Annotated in this window: 22 protein-coding genes and 1 pseudogene; 16 read left to right on the top strand and 7 right to left on the bottom strand. The window is 69.2% G+C overall.

The annotated features are described in order from the left end of the window. Positions 1-42 precede the first annotated feature (42 nt). From ACFZB3_RS48785 to ACFZB3_RS48795, 3 genes and pseudogenes are all read left to right on the top strand, one after another. Positions 43-624 carry a LysR family transcriptional regulator gene (locus ACFZB3_RS48785; RefSeq protein WP_391390121.1) on the top strand — a complete coding sequence of 194 codons (582 nt, stop codon included), beginning with the start codon at positions 43-45 and terminating at the stop codon, positions 622-624. A gap of 377 nt (positions 625-1,001) precedes the next feature. Next, positions 1,002-1,277 (top strand): annotated as a pseudogene (locus tag ACFZB3_RS48790) (IS5/IS1182 family transposase); the annotation flags it as partial. A 334-nt stretch (positions 1,278-1,611) separates the two neighbouring features. Then, the gene (locus tag ACFZB3_RS48795; RefSeq protein ID WP_391390123.1) at positions 1,612-2,880 is read left to right on the top strand and encodes an MFS transporter; all 1,269 of its coding nucleotides are present in this window, start codon (positions 1,612-1,614) and stop codon (positions 2,878-2,880) included. 15 nt (positions 2,881-2,895) lie between these two features. Here ACFZB3_RS48795 and ACFZB3_RS48800 read toward each other — a convergent pair whose 3' ends face one another. Next, positions 2,896-3,804: a LysR family transcriptional regulator gene (locus ACFZB3_RS48800; protein WP_391390125.1), complete on the bottom strand. Its 909-nt coding sequence runs from the start codon at positions 3,802-3,804 to the stop codon at positions 2,896-2,898. A gap of 120 nt (positions 3,805-3,924) precedes the next feature. Here ACFZB3_RS48800 and ACFZB3_RS48805 point away from each other — a divergent pair, with 120 nt between their 5' ends. From ACFZB3_RS48805 to ACFZB3_RS48845, 9 genes are all read left to right on the top strand, one after another. Next, on the top strand, positions 3,925-4,905 hold the full coding sequence (locus tag ACFZB3_RS48805; RefSeq protein ID WP_391390126.1) for a fumarylacetoacetate hydrolase family protein: 981 nt from the start codon (positions 3,925-3,927) through the stop codon (positions 4,903-4,905). Further along, complete coding sequence (locus ACFZB3_RS48810) at positions 4,902-5,858, top strand: cyclase family protein (RefSeq protein WP_391390128.1); 957 nt, start codon at positions 4,902-4,904, stop codon at positions 5,856-5,858. The genes ACFZB3_RS48805 and ACFZB3_RS48810 overlap by 4 nt, the downstream gene beginning before the upstream one ends. 145 nt (positions 5,859-6,003) lie before the next feature. After that, positions 6,004-7,194 carry an FAD-dependent monooxygenase gene (locus ACFZB3_RS48815; RefSeq protein WP_391390130.1) on the top strand — a complete coding sequence of 397 codons (1,191 nt, stop codon included), beginning with the start codon at positions 6,004-6,006 and terminating at the stop codon, positions 7,192-7,194. Beyond that, entirely contained in the window at positions 7,191-8,198 is a 1,008-nt protein-coding gene (locus ACFZB3_RS48820; protein ID WP_391390132.1) for an amidohydrolase family protein, read from the top strand. Before ACFZB3_RS48815 ends, ACFZB3_RS48820 begins: the two co-directional genes overlap by 4 nt. A 13-nt stretch (positions 8,199-8,211) precedes the next feature. Continuing rightward, complete coding sequence (locus ACFZB3_RS48825) at positions 8,212-9,150, top strand: VOC family protein (RefSeq protein ID WP_391390134.1); 939 nt, start codon at positions 8,212-8,214, stop codon at positions 9,148-9,150. A 98-nt stretch (positions 9,151-9,248) separates the two neighbouring features. Continuing rightward, a complete protein-coding gene (locus ACFZB3_RS48830) occupies positions 9,249-10,220 on the top strand; it encodes a fumarylacetoacetate hydrolase family protein (RefSeq protein WP_391390136.1) in 972 nt (323 codons plus the stop codon). After that, entirely contained in the window at positions 10,217-10,990 is a 774-nt protein-coding gene (locus ACFZB3_RS48835; RefSeq protein ID WP_391390138.1) for an SDR family oxidoreductase, read from the top strand. Before ACFZB3_RS48830 ends, ACFZB3_RS48835 begins: the two co-directional genes overlap by 4 nt. Next, the gene (locus ACFZB3_RS48840) at positions 10,987-11,742 is read left to right on the top strand and encodes a 3-oxoacid CoA-transferase subunit A (protein ID WP_391390140.1); all 756 of its coding nucleotides are present in this window, start codon (positions 10,987-10,989) and stop codon (positions 11,740-11,742) included. Before ACFZB3_RS48835 ends, ACFZB3_RS48840 begins: the two co-directional genes overlap by 4 nt. Next, on the top strand, positions 11,739-12,398 hold the full coding sequence (locus ACFZB3_RS48845; RefSeq protein ID WP_391390142.1) for a 3-oxoacid CoA-transferase subunit B: 660 nt from the start codon (positions 11,739-11,741) through the stop codon (positions 12,396-12,398). The genes ACFZB3_RS48840 and ACFZB3_RS48845 overlap by 4 nt, the downstream gene beginning before the upstream one ends. Positions 12,399-12,985: 587 nt before the next feature. Here ACFZB3_RS48845 and ACFZB3_RS48850 read toward each other — a convergent pair. Then, on the bottom strand, positions 12,986-13,804 hold the full coding sequence (locus ACFZB3_RS48850; RefSeq protein WP_391390143.1) for an SDR family NAD(P)-dependent oxidoreductase: 819 nt from the start codon (positions 13,802-13,804) through the stop codon (positions 12,986-12,988). A gap of 104 nt (positions 13,805-13,908) precedes the next feature. On the opposite strand from ACFZB3_RS48850, the gene ACFZB3_RS48855 reads away from it, so the two are divergent. Next, complete coding sequence (locus ACFZB3_RS48855; protein WP_391390145.1) at positions 13,909-14,583, top strand: TetR family transcriptional regulator; 675 nt, start codon at positions 13,909-13,911, stop codon at positions 14,581-14,583. Between the two features lie 167 nt (positions 14,584-14,750). Here ACFZB3_RS48855 and ACFZB3_RS48860 read toward each other — a convergent pair whose 3' ends face one another. Together ACFZB3_RS48860 and ACFZB3_RS48865 are read right to left on the bottom strand one after the other, a co-directional pair. Continuing rightward, on the bottom strand, positions 14,751-16,175 hold the full coding sequence (locus ACFZB3_RS48860) for an aldehyde dehydrogenase family protein (protein ID WP_391390147.1): 1,425 nt from the start codon (positions 16,173-16,175) through the stop codon (positions 14,751-14,753). A gap of 156 nt (positions 16,176-16,331) precedes the next feature. Further along, positions 16,332-17,459: an oxygenase MpaB family protein gene (locus tag ACFZB3_RS48865; protein ID WP_391390149.1), complete on the bottom strand. Its 1,128-nt coding sequence runs from the start codon at positions 17,457-17,459 to the stop codon at positions 16,332-16,334. A 187-nt stretch (positions 17,460-17,646) separates the two neighbouring features. Between ACFZB3_RS48865 and ACFZB3_RS48870 the strand changes: the two genes are divergently transcribed. Beyond that, entirely contained in the window at positions 17,647-18,324 is a 678-nt protein-coding gene (locus ACFZB3_RS48870) for a TetR family transcriptional regulator C-terminal domain-containing protein (protein WP_391390151.1), read from the top strand. Between the two features lie 254 nt (positions 18,325-18,578). Here the strand turns inward: ACFZB3_RS48870 and ACFZB3_RS48875 are convergent, their stop codons facing one another. Then, complete coding sequence (locus ACFZB3_RS48875) at positions 18,579-19,604, bottom strand: hypothetical protein (RefSeq protein ID WP_391390153.1); 1,026 nt, start codon at positions 19,602-19,604, stop codon at positions 18,579-18,581. Between the two features lie 110 nt (positions 19,605-19,714). Here ACFZB3_RS48875 and ACFZB3_RS48880 point away from each other — a divergent pair, with 110 nt between their 5' ends. Beyond that, the gene (locus ACFZB3_RS48880; protein WP_391390155.1) at positions 19,715-20,323 is read left to right on the top strand and encodes a TetR family transcriptional regulator; all 609 of its coding nucleotides are present in this window, start codon (positions 19,715-19,717) and stop codon (positions 20,321-20,323) included. Positions 20,324-20,482: 159 nt separating this feature from the next. Here ACFZB3_RS48880 and ACFZB3_RS48885 read toward each other — a convergent pair whose 3' ends face one another. Both ACFZB3_RS48885 and ACFZB3_RS48890 read right to left on the bottom strand, forming a co-directional pair. After that, a complete protein-coding gene (locus ACFZB3_RS48885; RefSeq protein ID WP_391390157.1) occupies positions 20,483-21,835 on the bottom strand; it encodes a cytochrome P450 in 1,353 nt (450 codons plus the stop codon). 493 nt (positions 21,836-22,328) lie between these two features. Then, positions 22,329-23,831 carry an AMP-binding protein gene (locus tag ACFZB3_RS48890; protein WP_391390159.1) on the bottom strand — a complete coding sequence of 501 codons (1,503 nt, stop codon included), beginning with the start codon at positions 23,829-23,831 and terminating at the stop codon, positions 22,329-22,331. A gap of 159 nt (positions 23,832-23,990) precedes the next feature. Here ACFZB3_RS48890 and ACFZB3_RS48895 point away from each other — a divergent pair, with 159 nt between their 5' ends. After that, positions 23,991-25,160: a helix-turn-helix domain-containing protein gene (locus ACFZB3_RS48895; RefSeq protein WP_391390161.1), complete on the top strand. Its 1,170-nt coding sequence runs from the start codon at positions 23,991-23,993 to the stop codon at positions 25,158-25,160. The last annotated feature ends 212 nt before the right edge of the window (positions 25,161-25,372 follow it).

Raw genomic sequence — 25,372 nt, forward strand, 5'->3', positions numbered from 1 at the left:
CGCGACTCTGGCGACGTATCGACCTCATCGATAAGGTCCGACATGGATCTACGGAGTCTGGACCTGAACCTGCTCCTGTCCCTCGAGGCGCAGTTGCAGCAGTGCAGCGTAAGCAAGGCCGCACGGCAGATGGGGGGCGGGCAGCTGGCGATGTCGTCGTCGCTGTCACGACTTCGGCGGCATTTCGGGGACGAGCTGCTGGCCAGGCCGGGCAACCGGTACTTGCTGACGCCGCTGGCGATGGAGTTGCAGGGACATGCCCGGATGGCGGTCAGTGGTGTAGAGCGGGTGTTCGGCGCCGGGGGCGGCTTCGATCCTCGCGCCACGACACGTGAGTTCTCCCTGATCGCCACGGACTACGCCAAGGCGGTGCTGGCCACGGCCGTGGCGGACGTGCTTGTCCGGCGGGCACTACAGGCCCGGATGCGGCTCGCCCATCTACGGCTGACGGTTCATCCCATGCGAGCGCTGAACACGGCGGACACCATGGTGCTGGGCATCGACCTGGTGATCATGCCGCACGCGTTCGACACCGATCTGCACCATCAGGACCTGTTCCGGGACGAGTGGGTCTGTCTGGTGTCGGCGGGCAACAAGAGTCGGCACCGAACTGACCGCCGCTGATCTGCGGCGACTGCCGTGGGTGGTGACCTTCCACAGTGCGGCCGACACCACGCAGGGCATAGCCGGTCTGCAGGGGCACGGCGTTGAGCCCAGGGCGCGGATGGTCACCGAGCACTTCCTCAGCGTTCCCCGTCATGTGGCGGGCAGCGACCGGATCGTCCTGCCGCAGCGGCGGCTGGCCGTTCTGCTCCCAGGCGCGCGGACGTACGGATCCCGCCCTGCCCGGTCGACGCCGGATCGTTGAACGTGGCGGTGTGGTGGCACCCGGTCCATGACGAGGACCCCGTGCACATCTGGTTCCGCGAGCTGGTCCGGGATGCCGCGAAGACGCTGGAACCGCTGTCGGCATGATCGATATGTGGCATTCCCAATCGTGTGTGGGCCGTGTCCTGGCCGGTACCAACCGCCACGACTCTCCGCTGCTTGCCCCGGCCGTGGGCCGTTTGGAGGGCCTCGGCTCGTTGCCCGACATCATCACCGTGCACCTGGACGCCGGCTGCGACTCGGACACAACCCGCGCTCTGCTCAGCGAATGCGGCCTGCACGGACGCCTCGCGCACAAGGGGGAGCAGGCGCCCATGCAGGCCAGTCGGCGTTGGCACGTCGAACGCACTCACGCGTGGCAGAACGCCTTTCACCGTCTCGCCCGGTGCTAGGAGCGCCGCGTCCACTGTCACCTAGAGCAAGCCGTTGATCAACGCAACGCGTCGGCCGTTGTCGCGCAGGACCGCCCGACCCCCGAAGTGGGCACGTCCGCATCCCGAGGGCGTGCCTTCTTGGCGCGCGATGCCATCCACTGCATGGATGCCCGGCTATACGGGATTCGGATCGCGCGGAGGATGGCGGGCGACCGGCGGACCGCCCATAGTCGTGCGTACCCGCACGCCGCTGTCCGGACAGCCGCTGTCGTGCGGCCGTCCCCAGCATGCTGTGCGCTCGTCGGCGCCCGCAGGCATGCCCGCTCCGCTCACCGTTCCTGGAGTCGTGATGCCCGGTTCCGTTCCACCGCCGTCCGCCACCGCGGCCGACGGCGCCGCCCCACCGCCCCTGGCCGTCTCCGGCCCCGCCCATCTCCTGCGGGTGACCCTGCTGATGACGGGCAGCTGTCTGCCCATTCTCGGGGCGGTCCTGATCGCCCCCGTGCTGCCGAAGATGCAGGACCACTTCGCATCCGTGCCGGGGGCCAAGGCGCTGGTGCCGCTCGCGCTGACCGTGCCGGCCCTGGCGCTCGCCGTGCTGGCCCCGTTCGCCGGGGTGATCGTGGACCGGCTCGGCCGCAAGCGGCTGCTGGTCGTGGCGACCCTGCTGTACGCCGTGTTCGGCACGGCCCCGCTCTGGCTGGACTCGCTCGGCGCGATCATCGCCAGCCGCGCCCTGGTCGGGGTCACCGAGGCAGCGATCATGACGTGCTGCACCACACTGATCGGTGACTACTACTCCGGGCAGCAGCGGGTGAAGTACCTCGCCCTGCAGACCATGTGCGCGTCCGGGTCGGCCACGGCCTTCTTCGTGCTCGGCGGCGCGGCCGGATCGGCCGGCTGGCGCGTGCCCTTCTTCGTGTACGCCGTGAGTCTGCTGCTGGCCCCGCTGATGGCGACGGCGCTGCCGAGCCCGGCACCCCGCGCGGCGGCAGTAGAGAGTCCGACCGCCGGAGCCCGGCACCCCTTCCCCTGGCGGCAGTTGGGCGGGATCTGCGCCCTGACCTTCTTCGGGGCGATGGTCTTCTACACGGTCCCGGTCGAGATGTCGTACCTGCTCGACGACCTCGGGGTGAAGAACTCCGGGGTGATCGGGCTGGCCACGGCCGTCGCCAGCGCGGCGACGGTGGGCGGCGCGGTCGTCTTCGCCCGCCTGAAGCGGTCGCCGGACCCGATGCTGCCCGCGGTCCTGGCGGTGTGCGCCGCGGGCTTCGCGCTGATGTTCCTGGCGAGCAACGCACCGCTGCTGGTCGCCGGGGCGGTGGTCAACTGCGTCGGCACGGGGATGCTACTGCCCGCGCTGCTGACCAGTGCCATGTCCCGACTCGCCTTCGAGGACCGAGGCCGCGGCACCGGGTTGTGGACGGCGGCCTTCTTCGGCGGCGAATTCGTGTGCCCGCTGGTGCTGCTCGCCGGAGAGGCCGCGGTGGGGAGTCTCGCGGGGGCGGTGGGAGTGCTGGGGCTGGCTGCGGCCCTGGTCGCCGGCGGGTTGTGGGCGGTCGCCCGGCGGCGGGGAGCGGCGGTCGATCCACGGCCGTTGCCGGAACAACTGGCGTAACCACTCGGCGGGGTGTCACTTCTCCGTGAGCGACGCCCCCACCTCCGCCGCCTTCCGCCGCAACCAGATATGGGCCGCGTCCTGCGTGTGCACCGGATGCCACCACATGGCCTCCTGCACCGGTACGGCCTCGAAGGGACACGGCAGGACCCGCACCGCCGCCGAGCGCACCGCCCGCCGTGCCAGCCGCTCCTGGATCATCGCCACCCGCCGCGTGCCCTCCACCATGTGCGGCAGGAGCTGGAAGGTCTGTACGGAGACCTCCACCCGGGGGCTGATGCCGAGCATGCTGAGCTGGCGGGCCGCGGGGGCGTCATAGGGGCGCTGGTAGACCGCCCAGGGCAGGCGCGAGAGGTGGTCGAGGGTGAGTTCGTCGCCCACCTCCGGGGTGTCGTCGGCGACCATGCACAGCCAGCGGTCCCGGTGCAGGTCGACCGCCGGAAACCCGTCGATGATGCCGTGCGGCAGGAGCAGTCCGTCGATGGTGCTCAGCACGGTCGCGGTGTTCTCCTCGACCGCCGGTGACGTGTGCCGGAACGTGAGGCGGATGCCGGGGGCCTCCTGGTGGAGGGCGCGGGCGAGCGGGGCGCCGAAGACGGCCGCACCGTAGTCGGAGGCGAGCAGCGTGAACTCGCGGGTCTCGGCGGCCGGGTCGAAGTCGGCCTGACTGGAGAAGACCCGTTCCAGCAGGTCGCACGCGGTGGCGCTGCGGTCGCGCAGGGCCACGCCCAGCGGGGTCAGTTCGTAGGCGTTGCCGGTGCGGGCGAGCAGTTCGTCGTCGAAGTGGCGGCGCAGACGTGCCAGAGCGGCGCTCATGGCGGGCTGGCTCAGCCCCACGCGTTCCCCGGCCCGCGTGACGTTGCGCTCCTCCAGCAGAGCGCGCAGGGCGAGGACCAGATTGAGATCGAGTCGGGACAGGTTCACCGGGCACCACCTGACAGGTCAGAGATATCCACCGCATGGATTGGCCGTATCCACAGGATCTATTTCCGCGATCGGTCGACGAGGGCCACAGTAGACCGCAACCCAGCGGGAGGAAATCTCATGGCAACACTCGGGCAACCTGCCGGCCCGTTCGCGCTCGGCACGTTCTCCGCTCCTAAGGGGCCTCGGTTCCCCGGCCTCGTGGCCGCGGACCGGGTGCTGGACCTGAGCAGAGCCCTGGACGGGGCGCCGGCCGATGTACGGGCCGTGCTGGACCGCTGGGAGGAGTTCCTGCCTGTTCTGCACGCGCTGGCGGACGCCCCCGGCCTCGACCGGCACCCCCTGGACAGCCTGCGGGTGCACGCGCCCATCGAGCCGCGCCAGATCTTCCAGTCCGGCGCCAACTACCGGCAGCACGTGATCGACCTGGAGGTCGCCCACCGCTCCCCCGACGACCCGCGTACGGTCGAGGAGGCGCGGGCAGAGATCGCCGCCGTCATGGACCGCCGGGCGGCGGAGGACCTGCCGTACGTGTTCATCGGGCTGCCGAGCACCGTCGCCGGTCCCTACGACGACGTCGTGCTCCCTTCCTGGGCCGAACAGCCGGACTGGGAGCTGGAGTTGGCCGCCGTCATCGCCAAGCCCGGCTATCGGGTGTCCGAGGCGGAGGCGCTGGAGTACGTCGCCGGGTACACGATCGCCAACGACCTCACCGACCGGGCCACGGTGTTCCGCCGGGACATGAAGGCCATCGGCACCGACTGGCTGCGCTGCAAGAACGCCCCCGGCTTCACTCCGCTCGGGCCGTGGATCGTGCCGGCCGAGTCGATCGCCGATCCGGGCGATCTGCGGGTGACACTGAAGCTCAACGGCGAGACGATGCAGGACGAGTCGACCAAGGACATGCTCTTCGGGGTCGCCCGGCTGGTGTCGTACATCTCGCAGACCGCCCGACTGCTCCCCGGCGACCTGGTGCTGACCGGCAGCCCGGCCGGCAACGGCATCCACTGGGGGCGGCTGCTGCGCGACGGTGATGTCATGGAGGGTGCCATCACCGGCCTGGGTGTGCAGCGCACCCGTTGCGTCGAGGAGTCCGTGTGAACCGCGACGACCCCGAGGGCGCCATCGCCGAGGCCGCCAAGGCGTACTCCAACTGGGGGCGTTGGGGCGAGGACGACGTCCTCGGCACCCTCAACTTCCTGGACGAGGCCAAGCGGCGCGAGGGCGCCGCGCTCGTCCGGCGCGGGGTGAGCTTCTCGCTGTCGCAGCGGTTCGACATGGAGGGGCCGCAGAAGGGCTGGCGGCGCCGGACCAACCCCGTGCACACCATGCTGGACACCGGCACCGACGCCGCCCTCGGCAACCAGGGCTTCCCGCACGGCATCGGCGGCGCCGACGACGTGATCGCGATGCCCCTGCAGTGCTCCACCCAGTGGGACGGGCTCGGCCACATATTCGACCACGGCAAGGCGTGGAACGGCCGTGACGCGGCACGCACGGTCACCTCCGACGGCGATCTCGTCACCGGCATCGAGCACATGGCGCCGTACGTCGCCGGGCGGGGAGTCCTCCTGGATGTCGGCCGAGTCATCGGCGACGAGGGCGAGTTGCCGGACGGCTTCGCCGTCACCGAGGAGCACCTGACCGCGACCGCCGAGGCCCACGGCGTGCGCGTCGGACGCGGTGACATCGTCGTCGTCCGCACCGGCCAGCTCACCCGTGCCAGGCGCGACGGCTGGGGCGACTACGCCGGCGGCCCCGCGCCCGGACTGTCCTTCACCACCGCCGGCTGGATGCACCGCACGGAGATCGCCGCGATCGCCACCGACACCTGGGGATTCGAGGTACGACCCAACGAGTTCGAGCACGCCTTCCAGCCGCTGCACCAGGTCGCCATCCCCAACATCGGCCTGCTGATCGGTGAGATGTGGGACCTCGACACCCTCGCCGCCGACTGCGCTGCCGACGGTGTGTACGAGTTCTGGCTCACCGCCGCGCCCCTCCCCATCACCGGAGCCGTCGGCTCGCCCGTCAACCCGATCGCCGTCAAGTAGTCCCGCAGAGCCGCCGGATGCGCCGTCCTCCCCGGACAGCGGCGGCGCATCCGGCCCGCACCCCCTGGCCCGCCTCGTCGGCGGGCGAGAGCCGCATCCCCGCCGCCCGAAGCCGCGCGGCCCGATCCCGGGAGGTATCCCCGAGATGACACCCACCCCCGCCCTCCCCCACTCTCGACTTCGCTCGACCGGGGAGACCCCCAACGTCCTCGTCATAGGCGGCGGTACCTCCGGAAACGCGCTGACCGTCCTGTTGCGCCGGGCCGGGATCGCCGTCGACCTAGTCGAGGCCAGCCCGGACTGGAAGGCCTCACTCGGCTCCGGCATCACCCTCCAGGGCAACGCCCTGCGGGTCCTGCGCGAGGTCGGCATCCTCGACGCCGTCGAGAAGGACGGATACACCGCCGACGGCGTCGCCATCCTCACTCCCGACGGCACCGTCCTGGCCGCCCACGAGGAGCTGCGCACCGGCGGTGACGACCTGCCCGCCCACATCGGCATGCAGCGCCCCCGCCTCCAGCAGCTCCTCATCGAGCAGGTCCGGGCCTCGGGCGCCGACATCCGCCTCGGCACCACGGCCACCGCCTTCGACCAGCGGGAAGACCGCGTGGACGTCACCTTCTCGGACGGGTCGAACCGCCGCTACGACCTGGTGGTCGGTGCCGACGGCCTGCACTCCGCCACCCGCCGGATGATCGGTATCACCGACGAGCCCACCCCCACCGGCATGGGCATCTGGCGGGCCCCCGCACCCCGTCCGGACGGGATCACCCGCACCGAGATGATCTACGGTGGCCCGTGCTTCATCGCCGGGTACTGTCCGACCAGCGAGGACACGGTCTACACGTATCTCGTCGAACCGGCCCGCGACCGGGCCTCCCTGGACCCCGGCTCGTACGCCGACGAGATGCGCAGGCTCAGCGAAGCCTACGGCGGCGTGTGGCCGCAGCTGCGGACCGCGTTCACCGACCCGGAGGCCGTCAACTACGCCTGGTTCGACCGGCACCTGGTGGAGGGCCCCTGGCACCGCGGCCGCATCGTGCTGGTCGGCGACGCCGCCCACAGTTGCCCACCCACCTTCGCCCAGGGCGCCGCGATGTCCCTGGAGGACGCCCTGGTCCTCGCCGAACTGCTGGCCGGCGCCGGCTCCGGCTCCGGCTCCGACGACTGGGACGACCATCTCCTCACCGCCTACCACTCCCGCCGGCTGCCGCGCGTACGCATGGTCGTCGACGCCTCCGTGCAGCTCGCCGAGTGGCTGCGGGACGGGGTGCGCGACGCGGACGTACCCGGCCTGATGCACCGCACCCTGACCGCGTTGAAGGAACACCCGTGACCGAGCCCGAGTCGACTCCCACGATCGACGTCCACGCCCACCTCCTGATCCCGGAGGTCGAGGAGGCCGTCGCCGGCCGGCCCGGCCTCGCCGAGGCCCGCGCACTCGACGCCCGCCGCAACGGCCCCGCGGCCCTCACCGTCAACGGTCCGATGGTCGGGGCGCGCGTCCCGAGGCTGACGGACGCGGCCGTGCGCCTGACGGCCATGGACGCCCAGGGCGTGGACGTCCAGCTGGTCAGCCCCTCCCCTTCGCACTACCACTACTGGGCGGAGCCCGAACTGGCCGCGCACATCTGCTGGTTGGCAAACGAGTCCACAGCCGCCCACTGCGCCAAGGCCCCCGAGCGCCTGTACGGCCTGGGCCTGGTACCTCTCCAGCACCCCGCCCTCGCACCCGACCTGCTCGACCACGCGCTGGAGCAGGGGCTGCGGGGCGTGGAGATCTCCTCGCACGCGCCGGGCCACGAGCTGTCGGACCCCGCGTACGAGCCCCTGTGGGCGCGGGCCGAGGAGACGGGGGCGATCCTTTTCCTGCACCCCTTCGGCTGCACGCTCGACGAGCGGCTGGACCGTTGGTACCTCTCCAACACCGTCGGCCAGCCCACGGAGAACGCGGTCGCTCTCTCTCACCTGATCTTCTCGGGTGTCCTGGACCGGTACCCGGGGCTGAAGCTGATAGCCGCGCACGGGGGTGGCTATCTCCCCACCCACCTCGGCCGCTCCGACCACGCCTGGCAGGTGCGGCCCGACGCCCGGGCGTGCACCCGGGAACCCAGCAGCTATCTGCGGCGGCTCTACTTCGACTCCCTCGTCCACGACCCGGCCGTCCTGCGGGAGTTGATCAGGGTGGCCGGCGTCGATCGGGTGCTTCTGGGCTCCGACTTCCCCTTCGACATGGGCACCGACGACCCGCTCGCCGCGCTGCGCGCCGCGGGCCTGTCCGACCCCGACTTCCACGCCGTGCGCGGGGCGAACGCCGCCTCACTGCTCGACCTCTTCTAGGAGGACTCCCCCCATGGGCAACCGTCTGCTCACCCACCTCAGGCACGTCGACCTCGCCGTGCCCGACTACGACAGGCAGCTCGACTTCTACGCCGGCGTCTGGGGCCTGACCAAGGTCGCCGAGGACTCCGGGATCTCCTTCCTGGCCGCCGAGGGCTCGCCCGAGAACTACGTCATCCGGCTGCGCAAGGCCGACGAGAAACGGCTCGACCTGGTCTCGTACGGCGCTGCCTCGGCACCGGACGTGGACAAGCTCGCCGAGCAACTCCTCGCCAAGGGAGTGCAGTTGATTTCCCAGCCGGGCAAGGTGGACACGCCCGGGGGTGGTTACGGCTTCCGCTTCTTCGACGTGGACGGCCGCACCATCGAGGTCTCCGCGGACGTGGACGTGCGCCGGCACCGCAGGATCGAGGAGAAGGAGTCGATCCCGGTCAAGCTCTCCCACGTGGTCCTCAACTCTCCCGACCTGGACGCGACTCGCTCCTGGTACGAGACCCACCTCGGCTTCCGCCACTCCGACACCCTCAGCTCGCCGCACGTCGGTGACGTCATGCACTTCATGCGGATCAGCAACCAGCACCACTCGATGGCGATCGCCAAGGGCCCGCACACCTCCCTGCACCACGTCTCCTTCGAGATGCGCGGCATCGACGAGTACATGCGCGGCTCCGGCCGTGTCCTGCGCGCCGGTTTCAAGAAGGTCTGGGGCCCGGGACGCCACATGGCGGGCGACAACACCTTCACCTACTTCCTCGACCCGCACGGCAACACGGTCGAGTACACCACCGAGTTGGAACTCCTCGACGAGGACACCTGGCACCCGCACGTCTACGACTTCTCGAAGCCTGAGGTCACCGACCAGTGGGGCACCGCCAACCCGATGAACGAACTAGTCGCCAAGGAGTCCTTCAACGACGTCGACCGCGGGGTGTTCGTCGCCCCGCCGGTCTGACCGGTCCGACACCCTGATCACCGGGGGCGCGGCAGCCCTGTCATGCCCTGACTCCCCGCCGCGCCCCCGGTTTCCCGCTCTCCCGACAGGACCCCTTCATGCGTTTCGCCACGTACGAACACCGCGACCGACGCCGAGTGGCCGTCGTCGAAGAGGACGGCACCCTCTACCCCCTGCCCGGCGTCACCTCGCTGACCGGCCTGCTCGCCGGTGGCGGCGGTCTGCCGGAACTGCTCGACGCCGGATTCGCGATGCTCGACGTGCCCGCCGGCCCCCACGTCTCCGAGGTCCGGCTGCTGCCGCCGCTCCAGCCGCCCACCGTGCGGGACTTCGTGACCTTCGAGGAACACGTCGAGGGCGTACGGCGGTCCGTGGACAGAGCCGCCGGGGTGCCGGAGCAGTGGTACGCGGCACCGACGTTCTACTTCACCAACCCCTACGCGGTGTACGGGCCTTACGACGACATCCCCGCACCGCCCGGATCGTCCGTGCTCGACTTCGAGCTGGAGGTCGCCGCCGTGATCGGCAAGGAGGGCCACGACCTCACGCCCGAGCAGGCCCGTGAGCACATCGTCGGCTACACCGTCCTCAACGACTGGTCCGCCCGCGACCTCCAGTCCGCCGAGATGCGAGTGGGTCTGGGCCCGTGCAAGGGCAAGGACACGGCCACCACCCTCGGCCCGTACCTGGTGACCGCCGACGAGCTGGAGAAGTACCGCGACGAGGACGGCTTCCTGCGCCTGGGACTCACGGCCGCGGTGAACGGCGAGGTGGTCGGCGAGGATCTGCTGTCCAACATGAGCTGGACCTTCGAGGAGATGGTCGCCTACGCCTCCCGCGGCACCTGGGTCCGCCCCGGAGACGTCCTCGGCTCGGGCACCTGCGGCAACGGCGGCTGCCTCGCCGAACTCTGGGGCGTCCGAGGCAGACGGGACCCTCCCCCGCTCAGGCCCGGCGACACGGTCACACTCACGGTGGAGGGCCTCGGCAGCGTCTCCAACACCGTGGCTGCCGGCCCCGATCCGGTGCCGGTACCGCCCGCGCGACGCCGTCTCCGGGAGCGGCCGTGAGCGACCTGTCCCCGAAGCGCCTGCTGGGCAAGGTGGTCGTCGTCACGGGTGCGGCCGGTGGCCAGGGTGCCGCGGAGGCCGAGGCGTTGACGCGTGAAGGCGCTCGCGTGATCGCCACCGACGTGACGGAGGCACCGGGGTGCCGTCGCCTCGACGTCACCAGCGAGAGGGACTGGGCCGAACTCGCCTCCGAGCTGGAGGAGTCGTACGGCCAGGTGCACGGCCTGGTCAACAACGCCGGCGTCACCTGGCGGGCCCGCATCGACGACGTACGTCCCGAGGACCTGGCCCGCGTCCACGCCGTCAACGTCACCGGCCCCCTCCTCGGGATCCAGCATCTGCTTCCGCTGATGCACCCGGGCGCGTCGATCGTGAACGTCGGCTCCACCGCGGCTCTGACGGCCCACTACCCCGTGGCATACACGACGAGCAAGTGGGCCCTGCGCGGCCTGTCGAGGACGGCGGCCATGGAACTCGGCCCGCACGGCATCCGCGTGAACTCCATCCACCCCGGCTTCATCGAGACGGACATGACCGCCTCCGCGGCCCCCGCGTTCCGGGAGGCGAACCTCCTCGCGACCCCGCTCGGCCGTACCGGAACCGTCGGCGATGTCACTCCGCTCGTGGTGTTCCTCCTCTCTTCCGACTCCTCCTTCATCACCGGGGCCGAGATTCCGGTCGACGGCGGCCTCACCGCGCACGGCGGCGCCAAGCCGCTCTCGGACGCCGTACGCGACCAGCACCAGCAGAAAGGCCCTCTCCCCACATGAACAAGGTCAGCGCGAGCGCCGCCGCGGCGGTCGCCGACATTCCCGACGGCGCATCTCTGGCCGTCGGAGGCTTCGGCCTCAGCGGTGTCCCCGGCGTCCTCATCCAGGCTCTGCACGCCCAGGGGGCGACCGGTCTGAAGGTCGTGTCGAACAACTGCGGGGTGGACGGGCGGGGCCTGGGCGTCCTGCTGGCGGCCGGCCGGATCGCCCGCGTCACCGGCTCCTACGTCGGCGAGAACAAGGAGTTCGCCCGCCAGTACCTCTCCGGCGAACTGGAGGTCGAGCTGGTGCCGCAGGGCACCCTCGCCGAACGTCTGCGCGCCGGCGGAGCCGGCATCCCCGCCTTCTACACCCCTGCGGGCGTCGGCACCCAGGTGGCGTCCGGCGGTCTGCCCTGGCGCTACGCCCCCGACGGCGCGGTGGCGGTGGCCTCCCCTCCGAAGGAGATCCGCACCTTCCAGGGCCGCAGCCATGTCCTGGAACACGGCATCACCACCGACTTCGCCCTCGTACGGGCCTGGCGCGGCGACCGCCACGGCAACCTGGTCTTCCGCCGCTCCGCCGCCAACTTCAACCCGCTCGTGGCACCGGCCGGCCGCGTCACGATCGCCGAGGTCGAAGAACTCGTGGAACCCGGCGAGCTGAACCCCAGCAAAGTCCACCTGCCAGGCATCTACGTCCAGCGGATGGTGGCCCTCACCCCGGCCGAGGCCGCCGACAAGCACATCGAGAAGAGGACGGTACGAGCATGAGTGCCGCCATCCGCAACCAGCCGGGCTGGACCCGCGACCAGATGGCCGCCCGCGCCGCCGCCGAACTCCGCGACGGTTCCTACGTCAACCTCGGCATCGGCCTGCCCACCCTTGTCCCCGGCCACCTCCCGCCCGGCGTCCAGGTGGTCCTGCACTCCGAGAACGGGATTCTCGGCACCGGCCCGTACCCCACCGAGTCGGAGGTCGACCCCGACCTGATCAACGCCGGCAAGGAGACCGTCACGGTCCTGCCCGGCGCCGCCTTCTTCGACTCCGCCTTGTCCTTCGGCATGATCCGCGGCGGCCACATCGACACCGCGGTCCTCGGCGCCATGCAGGTCTCGGAACGCGGCGACCTGGCCAACTGGATGATCCCCGGCAAGATGGTCAAGGGCATGGGCGGCGCGATGGATCTAGTGCACGGCGCACGCCGTGTCATCGTCCTGATGGAGCACACCGCCAAGGACGGCACGCCGAAGATCCTCAAGGAGTGCACGCTCCCGCTCACCGGCGAGACCTGCGTGCACCGCATCATCACTGACCTCGGCGTCCTCGACGTCACCGCCGACGGCCTCGTTCTCGTGGAGACCGCTCCCGGTGTGACCATCAGGGACATCACAGACCACACCGACGCACCTCTGGTGCGAGTGCCGTAAGGCCGCGCACAGGGCACAGGGCCGGCCTGACCATGGGGTAAGGGACGGCGGACGGGACGAACAGGCCCTGCGCGAGCAGTCAGCGAGATCCGGCCTCGATGCGCCGTTCCAGTGTGCCCGCTGCCGGGTCAGGCGGCCGTCGGCCTCACCACCGCATGGACGAGTGGTGTGGTCAGGGCACGCCGAGCGCTGCCTGCGGGAGCTGAGGTCGGTCCGGGGTCGTGCGTCCACGACGGCGAAAAGGTACGAACATCTGATACGAGCGGCGTCGCTCCGGTTAGTGGACGGTGAAGGCAAGGAAGTGTGCTGCCTTGCGCCCGTAGCGGCGGTGCAGGCGGCGGCCGACGAGCCGGGGCATCGTGCGGTCGAGGCGCGATCCTTGTCATCATCGTGCTCGCCGTTGGTCCTCGACGCCGGTCTCGTCGAGAAGATCTTCGTGATGGCGGGGTTCACTTCCTGCCTGACCTCTGATCGCGCAGTCTCCGCTGCCAGGAAGGCCAGGCCTCTTGCCGGCCTGGCCTTCCTGGCAGCGGAGACTTTCGCCTTCCCACTCTGCGCGGGTCTCCCGCGTGTTCCATGCTTCGCGATCAGCGGCCCTCGGCCAGAGCGGAGATGTCCTGGCCTTCGCGCCATGTCTGCAGGCGCGACTGGTAAGTCCCTTCGATGGCTCCGAGGGCGGCGGCACCGAAGAAGACGCGCAGCGGCGGCTGGTCGGCATCGGCAACCGCGAGGATCGCGGCGCCCGCATGCGCCGGCTCGTAGCGAGGGTTCTTGGCTGACGCCGCGGCCAGAGCCTCGCGCACCGGCTGGTACTGCGGCTGCCCCTCGGCCCGGATCGCGCTCGATCCACTCCAGTCCGTGCCGTAGGCACCAGGCTCGACGAGAGTCACCTTGATGCCAAACCGGGCGACCTCCGCCGCGAGTGATTCGCTGAATGCCTCAAGTGCCCACTTCGAGGCGTTGTACGTGCCGAGCAGCGGAAAGGCGACCACGCCGCCGGTCGACGAGATCTGGATGATGTGCCCGTGCCCCTGTTCGCGCAGTACCGGCAGCACTGCCTGGGTCACGTGGAAGGGGCCCAGGACGTTGACGTCGAGCTGCTGCCTGAACTGCTCCGCACTCACTTCCTCGATCGCTCCGAACAGACCGTAGCCCGCGTTGTTGACGACGACGTCGAGGCCTCCGAAGGCCGCTCGCGCGGTCTCTACTGCGGCGAACACAGCCTCGCGGTCGGTCACATCGAGCGCCAGCGGCAGGATCGCGGTCTTGTATTTGTCGACCAGTTCGCCCAGCGCCTCGGTGTTCCTCGCGGTTGCCGCGACTCGGTCGCCGCGGCTCAGGGCCGCCTTTACGAACTCCTCGCCGAGACCGCGCCCGGCACCCGTGATGAACCAGGTCTTGCTCATGGTGATCATTCCCTCTCAAGTATGAGTAAATCGGCTGAACCATTCACAGCATGCCGCACATGACACAGGGTGTCAATTTCGCCCATGGGTGCTACATTAGTGAAGTGACGGAGAAGGTGAAGAGCGGGCTACGAGAGCGCACGCGGCAGGCAGTGCGAGGACAGATCGCCGAAGCCGCCAGGGCGCTGTGCGTCGAGCGTGGCTACGAGGCCGTGACTATTGCCGATATCGCGGACGCCGTGGGTATGTCGCAGCGCAGCGTGTTCCGCTACTTTCCCGCGAAGGAAGAACTGCTGCTCGGCAAGCTCGACCACCTAGCAGACGAAATGCTCGAAGAGCTGCGCACGCGACCCGCCGACGAGCCCGTATGGCAGTCCCTGCGGGTGATTTTCGAACTGCTGGTGCTCCGCATCGACGGCCTCGACAAGGACTCCGTCGCTGCGCCGATGCAACGGGTGATCTTCACCGCCCCGAACCTCCTCGGCAGGTATCTGGAGAAGCAGATACGCCTGCAGGACGCGGTCGCCACGGCGCTCATCGAACGTAGCGCCGCGGCTGGAACCACTCACCCCGCCCAAGGCCCGACTCTGCGGGCCTTGACCGGAGCCGCGTTCGGCTGTCTCAACGCGGCCCAGCAGACCTGGCTCGAAAGCGGCGCCAACGACACCCTCGCAGCCGCACTCGACAAGGCGATGTCCGCCGTCACCCCGCATACGGACGTGTCCCCCAACCCGCTCGAACAACCTGCCACCGCTTGCCCCGCCCCCCGCACGCCTTGATGTGGCCATCCACCTCGACCGATGTCCCCGGCCGAGGCAGAGGGCCTTCATCGCCAACGTGGTTGAGCAAGGAGCAGAGCGACATGGACCGCGGTCGGCACACGCCTCCCCGGTGCAGCCCGAGGCCGGATGCCCACCCGTGAGCGAGTGAGCATCCGGCCACCGCGTCAACGCACCCGCGGGATGTCCTGTAGGGGCACGGCGACGAACTTGGTCTGGCTGTAGTGGTACAGCGCCTCCAGACCCTTCTCTCGGCCGTACCCACTGTTCTTGTAACCGCCGAACGGACCCTCCAGCATGCTGGCCGGGTAGGCGTTCACATAGACCTGCCCGGCTTCCAGACGGGCGGCCACCCGATGGGCGCGGGCTACGTCACCGGTCCAGACGCCGGCGGCCAGGCCGTAGTCGGAGTCGTTGGCGATGGCCACCGCCTCGTCCTCGTCCTCGAAGCGCAGGACGGAGAGTACCGGGCCGAAGATCTCCTCCCGGGCGATGCGCATCTCCGGAGTGACGCCGGTGTAGACGGTCGGCTCGAACACCCAGCCCTCGCCGGTCGGCCGGCCGCCGGCGACGAGAGTGGCGCCGTCCTGCTCGGCGATCTTGAAGTACTCGTTGACCTTGTCGTACTGGGCGCGGGTGATCGCCGGCCCGTATGTCTCCCCCGGCTTGACGTGCGTCAGCACCGTCTGCACGGCCGCCACGAACTTGTCGTGGATGCTTGCCTCCACCAGGAGTCGGGTGCCCGCCGAGCAGATCTGGCCGCCGTTGGCGACGAACGCCTCGACGGCACCCTGAGCGGCCTTGGCCAGGTCGGCGTCCGCGAAGACGATGTTGGGCGACTTTCCGCCCAGCTCCAGCGTGAGCGGGATGATCCGGTCGGCGGCGATCCGACCGATCTCGCGGGCGGCGCGGACCGATCCGGTGAACGCCACCTTACGGACCTTCGGATGTCCGACCAGCGCCGCGCCCGCGGCGTCTCCCATGCCGGTGACGACGTTCAGAAGACCGTCGGGCAGGCCGCACTCGGTGGCGATGCGGGCCAGTTCGAGCGTGGTCGCCGAGGTGAACTCGGACGGCTTGGCCACCACGGCGTTGCCGGCCGCGAGTGCCGGGGCAATCGAGCGAGCCGCCTGGCTGAGGGGCGCGTTCCACGGGGTGATGACACCGACGACACCAAGTGGTTCACGCCGGGTATACGCGTGGAAGCCCGGTCCGATGTCGATCAGTTCGCCGCCCGGCAAGTTGACCAGGCCGGCGTAGAACTCGAAGTAGCTGGCGGCGCTCTCGACCTCCAGCGGGGACTGCCAGGCGGGTTTGCCCGACTCCGCCGACTCCAGCTCAGCGAGCGCGGCGGTCTCGTTGCGCAGTCGCTCGGCGATGGCCGTGAGCACCCGCCCTCGCTCGACGGGCTTGCGGGTCCACCAGCCGTCGACCGCGCCAGCCGCTGCCGAGACGGCACGCTCCACGTCGGCGGCGTCGCCGAGAGCGATCTCGACGACGACCTCGTCTCCTCCGGGAGATGTGGACGGCAGCCAACGGCCCGATGACGGTTGGACTTCCGCACCTGCGATCCAGTGACCGTAGCGCTTCATTGCGCACTCCTCGTGACTAGTGAAAGGGTGAACGAATCTTCGTTCGGCGTGTTCGTCGATTGACCAAGCACGCAGGTATCTCGGGGTTCCACCGGGCGAGCACCCGCGGGAGGGCGCCCGGCAGAACGCAGTTGACCTGATCGGTGTCTAAGCCCCCTACGCGGTCGCCCTGTCGGGTGCGCACGCGAGTCGACCCTCCTTCGCCTGGAGATGCAGCTCGCGTGCCGACTCGATCAGCTTCATGGCATCGGGCCCCCACATCAGCCGCATCATGCGGTGCTCCCAACGTGGCTGCTGGGCCAGCCAGATCAGCGGCAGCATGAACTTCGTCGATGCGACGGCGAACTTGCTCTTGCGCGCGCTGACACCCCTGTGGCGCCGTGTCTTCGCCGAGAGGGCGCCCAGAACCGGATATCTGAACAGCCGCTGGCTCAACCAGATCTGGGCGTACACACGCAGCTGGGAAATGTGGAAGTTCTTCTTGATGGAGGCCTGCATGCTGTGGCTGAAACTCTGGCCGGTCGCCGGAATGATGTCCATGGACCTGGCGGGCGTGAACAGTTCGTCGTACTTCGCGTACAACGCCCTCAGCTCCGCCATCGTCGTGGGGATCTCCTCCGCCGGGGAGTCGAAGAGCCGACAGTACTCGGCGACCTCGGCGATGAACCGGTCCCGCTGCGCCGGAGCGAGGCGGTGCGGAGCCTTGCCGTCGCGGAATGCGAAGGTCTCGTACACCCACAGCATGCTGTGCATCTCCGTGAGGGCCGCCCACATCGCATCCCGAGGCCCGTTGGCGTCGTAGCCGCCGAGTTCGGGGCGCGCGATGTCGATGACATCGCCGGCCACCTTGACGTGGATATTGCGCAGGTGCTTGGCGACACGGTGGGCTGTGGGTGTGTCCCCGAGCCACAGGGGTGTGTGGATTCCGGAGTTGCGCTGCCTCCGGTCGAACATGTCGAAGATGGTGAGCTCGCCGTTGCGTGCCTTGCGGGAAATCGGGTCCCAGTCCCGGATACCAGCAAGGATCGGCTTGTAGGAGAGCTGAAGGATGAACTGCGCATCGGACTGGAAGACCAGCGTCGCCGGATGGAGCAGCACCTCCCAGGCCATGCTTCCCGGCCCGAACACGCCGTAGTCGGGCGTTCCGTCCTGCTTCAGTGAACCGCCCGCGGGGGTCGGCTCGCCGAAGCGCCGCCACCGCGATTCGGTACCGAACATGCGCTTCTTTGTGACGACTCTGTTGACACGGTCGGGTGTGCCCGAGGTCTTCTCTGCGGCAGGCATGGCGGACTCCTGTTTCACCGATGGGCGGCGGAGGCTGCGTGAACGGAAGGGCGCCTGGACCGATGGCGGCGCCGCTGCGCCACGCACGCCCAGCCGGAAGCGGGCGAAGGTCGCCCTGTTCCGTGTCGGCGGGGCAAGTGGCTTGCTGAGCGTTCAGCAACTTATTTCAACGTAGTAACCTCCCCTCATGCCGTCAACCCCCCGGAGCTCGACGAACACCCGCCCCGACCCGGTCATGCGTTCGAATACATCGCCCCGTACCAAGCAGGAGCGGCGCGATCTGGCGGAGCAGTCACTGCTGGAAGCCGCTCGTCGGCTCGTGGCGCGTCGTGGAGTCGATCAGACATCGGTTGCCGATGTCGGCGTGGCGGCCGGGTACAGCCGGGGACTGGTCAACCACCACTTCGGCTCCAAGAAGGTGCTGCTGCGGCGTGCGGCACGTGAGAGTCAGCGTGAAATCGTCGAGATCGTCGAAGGGCTCACCGGCAACGGGCTGGAGCTGCTGGTCGCGATGGTCCGGTCGTACCTGTCCTGGATCGACCGGAAGCCGGATGACGCCCGGGCCTTCTTCGCGATGTGGGGTGCTGCGCTCCCCCAGGAGTCGGACCTCCGCGAGGTGTTCGCAGATTTCGACGCGGGCATTCGCCGGACCATCGAGCAGTTCGTGCGCGTCGGCCAAGGGGATGGAACCATCAGGACCGATGCCGAGCCGGCAGGCGTGGCAGCCGCGGTGACCGGCATGTTGCGCGGTACTGGTGCCCAGCTCCTGGTCGCGCCGGAAGGCGTTGCCGTCGAGGCGGCGTGCGCCGTGTGCGAGCAATTCGTCCGTCGCTCGTTGGCGGCACCGGGCACCACCGCACCCTGAGGTGCCATTGCGGGAGGGGTGCATGGGCGCGTACGCACGGAGGGCGGCTGCCACAGCAGGTGCCCGAGCGGGCTGACGCCGAGTAGGTCAGTGCGCGGATCGGTGCCGAACTCGCGGGCGACGGAGACGTGGTGTGCGGGTCCCAAGCATCCACGGTGACGGCCGACTTGACGTGGCCGGCGCCCCTTGCTCGCAATGTGTCCGCCACCGCCCGCACCGGTGATCGGGCCAGGATCGGCCTCGGGCCGAAGCCCTCACGCGTGCTTCGCGGCCCGCGAGACGGTCCGGCGGTCGGCAAGCAGCGATCGGATCCGCTGGGCCTGTTGGTCGACGGCCTGCGGTCCATTGCCCGTGAGCAGCCCGAGTGCCGGGTCGTAGCTGAGCTTCACGCTGCTGGGATTGATGGTGCCCGCGATCTTGAACCCGGCCTCCTCAAGCGCATCCTCGACGAAGTAGGTCAGGCGCGTACGCCTGCCCGGGACGCTGGGGTACCCCCTCTTGAGCATGAGCTTCTCGCCGAGCTTGCCTGCGACGGCGACCTTGGCACCCTGGAAGGGGTTGCCGGCGACCGGGCGGGCCCAGCCCTGCTCGTCGATGCGCTGCGAGGTGGACGTCAGGGCGACCGGGGCATGGCAGATGAGCGAAGTCAGCACGTTGTTCTCGCGAGCGAGGTGGAGGATCTCGCCGAACCACGGGTTGTCGCGGAAGTCGACCATCGGGGCATGCCCTCCGGGCGCGTGCACGAAGCCGAAGTCGGCGAAGGTGAACGGGTCGTCCGGCGCGCGGTGACGGCGCACAAGCTCCTGGAAGGAGAGGAAGTTCTTCTCCTCGAGCCTGGAGAGGCGCTCGACGAGTTCGCCGCGGAAGGCGGCGGCCTCCTTGTCGGTGTTGGGAAGGTTCTCCGAGACCGGCAGGCGCCCGAGATGGCGTTCCAGCAGCCGGAGTTCCTCCTCGCGACGAGCGACCAGGCTTGCGCGACGTGAACGGAAGCGGTCCACGTCGAAGGACTTTCGGTGCTGCTCGAGCGCCGTGCTGGCGTAGGCATTGCCGATCTTCTCGATCGCGTGGAACGAGAGACCCATGCCGTTGATGTCGAGCTGCGGCGTCTTCCCGTCGGGGGTGACGAAGACGAACTCATGCGTGTTTTCGAACGCCTTGAGGACAGCGGCCAACTCGACCAGGAAGATCCCGGTCGAGATCGAGAGGACTTCGGCCGGCTCGGCCAGCGGGAGCTCCCTGGCCGACGAGATCGGGATGAGCGCCTTGAGCTTCGAGGTCATGACGGGTTTCTCCTCGCCTTGCGGCAGTACGGTGGGGCACCTTCTACTGCCACTATATGCCTAAAGTGACACCCTGTGTCAAACATGCCGTGGGGCGGTAGACTGGGCACATGAAGCCAAGCGCCCCAGTCCCCGTACGTGAACGTGCCCGCCGCGCCGTGCGCGAGGAACTCGTCGTCCTCGCACAGGCCCTGTTCATCGAGAGCGGTTACGAGGCAGTGACCGTCGAGGAGATCGCGCAGGCCGCAGGCATGTCCAGGCGCACCTTCTTCCGCTACTTCACCTCGAAGGAAGAGCTGATGCTGGGCAAGTACGACGTGCTCGCTGATCTCCTTGTCGAGGGGCTCGCCGCCCGTCCGCACGACGAGCCACTGTGGGTTTCGTTCCGGCGCTCGTTCGATATCGTGGCCGACTACTTCGACGCCCCGGAACGCACGGCACAGGCCGCGGAGAACACCCGGATCATCAACGCCTACCCGTCCCTGCGTGCCGGCCTGTACGAGCGATTGGCCCGGCTCCAGGAACGGTGGGTCGAGATCGTGTGCGGTCGCACCGGTGGACAGGAGCCCGATGACCCGCGCACAGCCGCTCTGGTCGGGGCGGCCGTGTCCTGCCTGGTGGCCGCCAAGATCACATGGGCCGAATGCGGCCAGACCCGAAGCCTCGCCGAACTCATCGACGCCTCGATGGACACAATCGCCCCGGTCCAAACCGCATGAAAGGGCCGAAGTAAGCCGAACCTCGAAGACGCGTCAGGCGAGCGAGTCGACTACAGGGGCAGAGTGATCATTCACGCTGCGCCGACGGGCCGTGTTCAGGACGGTTCCTCATGACTGCTCCTCGCCGGATCCCCGTCAGCCAGGGGATGGCAAGGCCTCTCACCTGGCACGCTGTGTGCGCCGACGCACGACAGCAAGTCCGCCGCGATCGGGTGCCGAGACCACGTCACGCGGGCGCCCGAACTCGTCCGGCTCGTCGGTGGCAGTGAAGTGAAAATCATGCAGGAGCGTACGCAGCACGGTGTCCATCTCCATCGTGGCGAACGCGGCCCCTATGCAGCGCCGCGCTCCTCCCCCGAACGGGATCCACGCGTACGTGTCCGGTTTCGCTTCGACGAAGCGGTCCGGGTCGAACATCAGGGCGTTCGGGAACACCGAGTCGTCGGCATGGAGCAGGCTGATGGCGACCATGACGTTGTAACCGCGCGGCAGAACCCAGCGTCCCAGCACGAGTGATTCGCCCGTCACCGTGCGGCCGACAAAGGCGACTACCGGGCGGGTGCGCTGCACCTCCATGATCGCGGCCTTGCGCAGGAGGGATCCTCCCTCGTCGGCCTCTGCGACCACACGGGCCAAGATCCTCGGATGGCGCCGCAGGCGCTCGATCGCCCACGCCAGAGTGGTCGCCGTAGTCTCGTGCCCGGCGGCAAGCAGGGTGAGGAGCTGGTCGGCGACGGCGCGCGGGGGCATGGCCGAGCCGTCGTCGAACCGCGCTTGGAGCATCAGGGCCAGGATGTCATCGCGTTCGTCGAGGTCCGGATCCGCCTGGGTGGCCGCGATCAGCCGGTCGACGATCGCGTCGAACCTGCGCCGGTAGCCCAGGAAGCGGCCCCAGGGACTGAACCGGCCCAGGTCGATCTCCGGCCCCGGCAGGATCGACAGTCGCAGACCGAGCCCGACCATCGGCGGCAGCAGGTCGCGCAGCATCGCGAGTTCCTCGCCTTGTGCACCGAATACCGCACGCAGGATGGCGTTGAGTGTGATCCGCTTCATCGACGCGAGGGTGGGAAACGGCTCGCCCTCAGGCCATTGGGCCGTCTCACGCCGAGTCTCCTCCTCGATGATCCCCTCATAGGACTGCATGCGGCGGCCGTGGAACGGGGGAAGCAGCAATTTGCGCTGTCGTTTGTGCTCATCGCCATCGAGGCTGAAGAAGGAGGAGGGACCGACGACCCGGCTGAGGTTCGACTCCATCACCCCGACCAGATCCGTGCCACCGGTGAACAACTGCTTCACCGTCGTCGGGTCGCTGAGGAAGACCGTAGGACCCCAAACAGGGACATGCAGGGTGAAAGCTGGCCCATGACGCTCACGCATCCGCTGCGCCACCCGACGCGAGTCGACGGCGAAGGCAAAGCCATGGAGACGGCCGGCGCGGCGCGGACCGGGCGGAATCGCCGACGTCATCCCGGACTCCGAAGCCCGCGGGTCCTGAATGCCCGCATCAACCATGGCTCGCTCCATCGTGTGGTGGCCTCTGGGACGTCTCGTCATGGCGTCGCTCGGAGACGCCCCCGCCTTGCTCCCATCCTTCTGTCTCATGATCCCGACGGCATACGTCAAATGACCTCAATCGCTCGCGGCGGTGGGGACGAATCCGGCGCCTCGCGCAGAGTGCGGCTCTTCGACGACGTCGGCGGTCGGGATGACTCGGCCGAAGCCGGGGACTGCCGACGCCGGGACCGGGCGGAGATCGAGCAGCTGTCGCCCAGGGCGAGCATCTGGCCCGCAGGAACTCGGATTCGGGTCGGGCATGCCCTGCGGGCGTCGCCGACCGCGTGGACCGAGGCCGGGGTGCAGCCCCGGCTGCACGAGGTCTTCTCCGCCGGACTCCACAGCGCGAACACCTTGGACGACGAACCATCCAGCACCCAGGTACCGGAATCCCATCCCCACCGGCACGCCCGCCGTCGTGCGGCGCGCCCTCGCATGCCAGGGCGATGAGCTACGCGCCGTGTTCGACGATGTCCGGTACGGAGATCTGCCGTTTGAGGATCTTGCCGCTCGGCCCGAGTGGCAGCGCGTCCTTCAGCCAGACATGGCGCGGGTACTTGTACGCGGCCAGCCGTCGCTTGGCGAACTCAAGGAGTTCTTCCGGCTCCACCTGCGCCCCCGCACGCGGCACGACGAACGCGGCTACCTCTTCGCCGAGCCGCGGGTGAGGCACACCGATCACCGCGGCGAGTGCAACGGCGGGGTGCTCATGCAGCAATTCTTCGATCTCGCGCGGGTAGACGTTGTACCCGCCCCGGATGATCATGTCCTTCTTGCGATCGACGATGTACAGGTAGCCGTCCTCGTCTTCGCGCGCCAGGTCGCCGGTGCGCAGCCAGCCGTCCGGGATGGCGACGGCCGTCTCCTGCGGCTGGTTCCAGTACCCCTTCATCAGCCCAGGGCTGCGTACGACGATTTCGCCGACCTCACCAGGGACCACCTCGCCTCCCTCGTCGTTCAGCAGCCGGACCTCGACCCCGGCGATCGGCGTCCCGATCGAACCCGCCTTGCGCGGCTGACCAGGATGGTTGGAGGAGATCACCGGGCTGGTCTCCGACATGCCGTATCCCTCCAGCACCACCGCGCCGAAGCGGCGCTCGAAGCCATGCAGCACCTCCTCCGGCAGTGAGGCGCCGCCCGAAACGCACAGCCTCAGCGTCGACAGGTCCGCGGTGCTCGGATGTTCCAACAGGGACACATACATGGTGGGCACGCCCTGGAAGACGGTGGCGCCGTACCGGCCGGCAGCCTCGAGCACGGCCCGCGCATCGAAGCGCGGGACGAGGATCAGCTCGGCACCGGCGCGCACCGCGGCGTTCATCGTGCAGGTCTGTCCGAAGATGTGGAACAGGGGAAGACAGCCGACGATCACGTCGTCAGCGGTGAGTTGCTGCACGCCGGTGACGGTCGCCTCGATGTTGTGGCGCAGGCCGCCATGGGTGAGTGCGGCGCCCTTCGGCCGGCCGGTCGTCCCAGAGGTGTAGAGCAGTACGGCCACCTCGTTCACGTCCGCCGGAGCGATGTCGGCGAGCCCCGCGTGTCCTTCCAGCATCGCGGCGAACTCCTGCGGTCGCACGGCGACGTGCCGCACGCCGGCCTGCGTCGCGCCGAGCGCCCCCTCTCCGACAGGCGGGCACCACTCGAAGATCAGCGAGGCACCGGAGTCCTGCAGATGGTAGGCGGCTTCGCGAGCCTTGAGCAGCGGGTTGACCGGGACGACGATGCCGCCGGCGCGGAGGATGCCGTAAAAGAGCACGACGAACTCCGGTACGTTCGGCAGCATCAGCACGACCCGGTCGCCGGTCACCAGGCCCTCGGCTCGCAGCACGGCGGCAGCGCGGGCGCTCAGTTCGTCCAGCTCGGAGTAGCTGATGGTGGCCTCACCCAGGCGCAGGGCGATGCGATGCGGGTTTGTCCTTGCTGTTTCGACCAGGAATTCCGCCAGATTGGCCATGCCTGCCTCCTCGCGCTCATGCCCGGTCGTCTCCCGTGGACCACCGTTCGCGGGGGCGACGGTAGTTTCGCGGATTTCACAGCGTCCATGGCGAGGCCGCCAACATCGCACCGGATCGATTTGTCCGTGCGGACAACGCATCGGCCGTAGGCTGGGACGATGAGCCTCTCGAGCGTGGGAACGGCGCTGCTGGCGCGCCTTCCAGAGATCGGGGGTCAGATGGCGGCGCGTATACGTTCGGACGTCGACACCTACCGCGACGCCTCCCTCGTACCGCCCGACTCGCTGGTCGACTCCTGCATCCGCAACGCCGGCCTGGTACTCGGGTGCTTCGCGCATGGTGACGCGCCGGATGTACGCTCCGCTTGGGAGACCGGGCGGATCCGGGCCGAGAACGGCGTCCCGCTGGCCGACACACTGCACGCCTACCGGATCGCGTTCGAGCTGCTCTGGGCTCTGATGCGCGAAGAGGCAGGCGGGCATCCCGAGGTCACCGAGGCGGATCTACTGGAGGGGTCCTCGGTGCTCTGGACCCTGTTCGGCCGCTACGCGGAGGGCGTGGCCACCGCCTACCGGGAGAAGGCCACGGAGCTTACCTCGCGCGCCGAAGCGCGGCGGTCGGCCCTGGCCGAGGCGCTGTTCACCGGCGTGATCGCGGACCCGGCGACGCTCGGCGAGGCTGCCGGTCAGCTCGGCCTCCCAGAGCACGGGCCGTACGTCGTGATCGCCGCAGCGGTCAGCGGCGGCCCGGGCGCCGAGCCACTGCCCGGGATCGAGGCGGCGCTGCGCGAGGTGCACGTGGCCTCGACCTGGCGGCTGCTGCCGGAGGCGCAGATCGGGCTGGTCTCTCTGGATCCGACCGACGCGCGGTCGATGGGTCTGCGCGTGCTGCGCAGAAGCCGCGCGCGGATCGGAACCAGCCCGCGCTTCGATTCGCTGCGCGATACACCGAAGGCCCTACGCTTCGCGCGTCTGGCCCTGGCCGGCCTGCCGGGCACAGGCCCGGGCTTGGCACGCTTCGACGACAACCCGTTGGCGATGCTGGCCGCTGCAGCCCCCTCAGAGGCCGCGCGGCTGGTGGAGCTCGTGCTGACACCAGTACTCGGTCTGCCGACACCGGAGCGCGCACGGCTGCTGGAGACCCTCGGGCAGTGGTTTGCAGCGGGCGGGTCGGCCGCTGAGGTCGCGGCAAGGATGTTCGTCCACCCGAACACGGTGCGCTACCGGATCCGCCGCATCGAGGAGCTCACCGGCCGTCGTCTCTCCGATCCACGCGCAGTGGCGGAGATCGGCGCTGCACTGCACACCCTGCACGTCCTCCCGCGCTGACCGGTGGCTACACGCAGACAAAGTACGAGCGGGACTCCCACAGGGCAGTCGGGGTCCCTCACCGTGCATCCAGGTGGGCTCCAGGTCCTCGGGGCTGGGCAGGCCGGCGGGGTTGTAGCCCCCTCTCTGTCAGCCTCGGGTGAGACATCCCGCTTTGTCGGGTTAGCCTGAGAGGGCACGACAGGAGAACCACCCCCTCATGACCAGCACCA

This window comes from Streptomyces sp. NPDC008092, assembly GCF_042957285.1.
Taxonomy (GTDB): Bacteria; Actinomycetota; Actinomycetes; order Streptomycetales; family Streptomycetaceae; genus Streptomyces.

What these genes read in the sequence shown, in the direction of transcription:
- ACFZB3_RS48785 (WP_391390121.1), top strand. Translation starts at nt 43, where the DNA reads ATGGATCTACGGAGTCTGGACCTGAACCTGCTCCTGTCCCTCGAGGCG.
- ACFZB3_RS48795 (WP_391390123.1), top strand. Translation starts at nt 1,612, where the DNA reads ATGCCCGGTTCCGTTCCACCGCCGTCCGCCACCGCGGCCGACGGCGCC.
- ACFZB3_RS48805 (WP_391390126.1), top strand. Translation starts at nt 3,925, where the DNA reads ATGGCAACACTCGGGCAACCTGCCGGCCCGTTCGCGCTCGGCACGTTC.
- ACFZB3_RS48815 (WP_391390130.1), top strand. Translation starts at nt 6,004, where the DNA reads ATGACACCCACCCCCGCCCTCCCCCACTCTCGACTTCGCTCGACCGGG.
- ACFZB3_RS48825 (WP_391390134.1), top strand. Translation starts at nt 8,212, where the DNA reads ATGGGCAACCGTCTGCTCACCCACCTCAGGCACGTCGACCTCGCCGTG.
- ACFZB3_RS48830 (WP_391390136.1), top strand. Translation starts at nt 9,249, where the DNA reads ATGCGTTTCGCCACGTACGAACACCGCGACCGACGCCGAGTGGCCGTC.
- ACFZB3_RS48840 (WP_391390140.1), top strand. Translation starts at nt 10,987, where the DNA reads ATGAACAAGGTCAGCGCGAGCGCCGCCGCGGCGGTCGCCGACATTCCC.
- ACFZB3_RS48845 (WP_391390142.1), top strand. Translation starts at nt 11,739, where the DNA reads ATGAGTGCCGCCATCCGCAACCAGCCGGGCTGGACCCGCGACCAGATG.
- ACFZB3_RS48850 (WP_391390143.1), bottom strand. Translation starts at nt 13,804, where the DNA reads ATGAGCAAGACCTGGTTCATCACGGGTGCCGGGCGCGGTCTCGGCGAG.
- ACFZB3_RS48860 (WP_391390147.1), bottom strand. Translation starts at nt 16,175, where the DNA reads ATGAAGCGCTACGGTCACTGGATCGCAGGTGCGGAAGTCCAACCGTCA.
- ACFZB3_RS48865 (WP_391390149.1), bottom strand. Translation starts at nt 17,459, where the DNA reads ATGCCTGCCGCAGAGAAGACCTCGGGCACACCCGACCGTGTCAACAGA.
- ACFZB3_RS48870 (WP_391390151.1), top strand. Translation starts at nt 17,647, where the DNA reads ATGCCGTCAACCCCCCGGAGCTCGACGAACACCCGCCCCGACCCGGTC.
- ACFZB3_RS48875 (WP_391390153.1), bottom strand. Translation starts at nt 19,604, where the DNA reads ATGACCTCGAAGCTCAAGGCGCTCATCCCGATCTCGTCGGCCAGGGAG.
- ACFZB3_RS48880 (WP_391390155.1), top strand. Translation starts at nt 19,715, where the DNA reads ATGAAGCCAAGCGCCCCAGTCCCCGTACGTGAACGTGCCCGCCGCGCC.
- ACFZB3_RS48885 (WP_391390157.1), bottom strand. Translation starts at nt 21,835, where the DNA reads ATGGTTGATGCGGGCATTCAGGACCCGCGGGCTTCGGAGTCCGGGATG.
- ACFZB3_RS48890 (WP_391390159.1), bottom strand. Translation starts at nt 23,831, where the DNA reads ATGGCCAATCTGGCGGAATTCCTGGTCGAAACAGCAAGGACAAACCCG.
- ACFZB3_RS48895 (WP_391390161.1), top strand. Translation starts at nt 23,991, where the DNA reads ATGAGCCTCTCGAGCGTGGGAACGGCGCTGCTGGCGCGCCTTCCAGAG.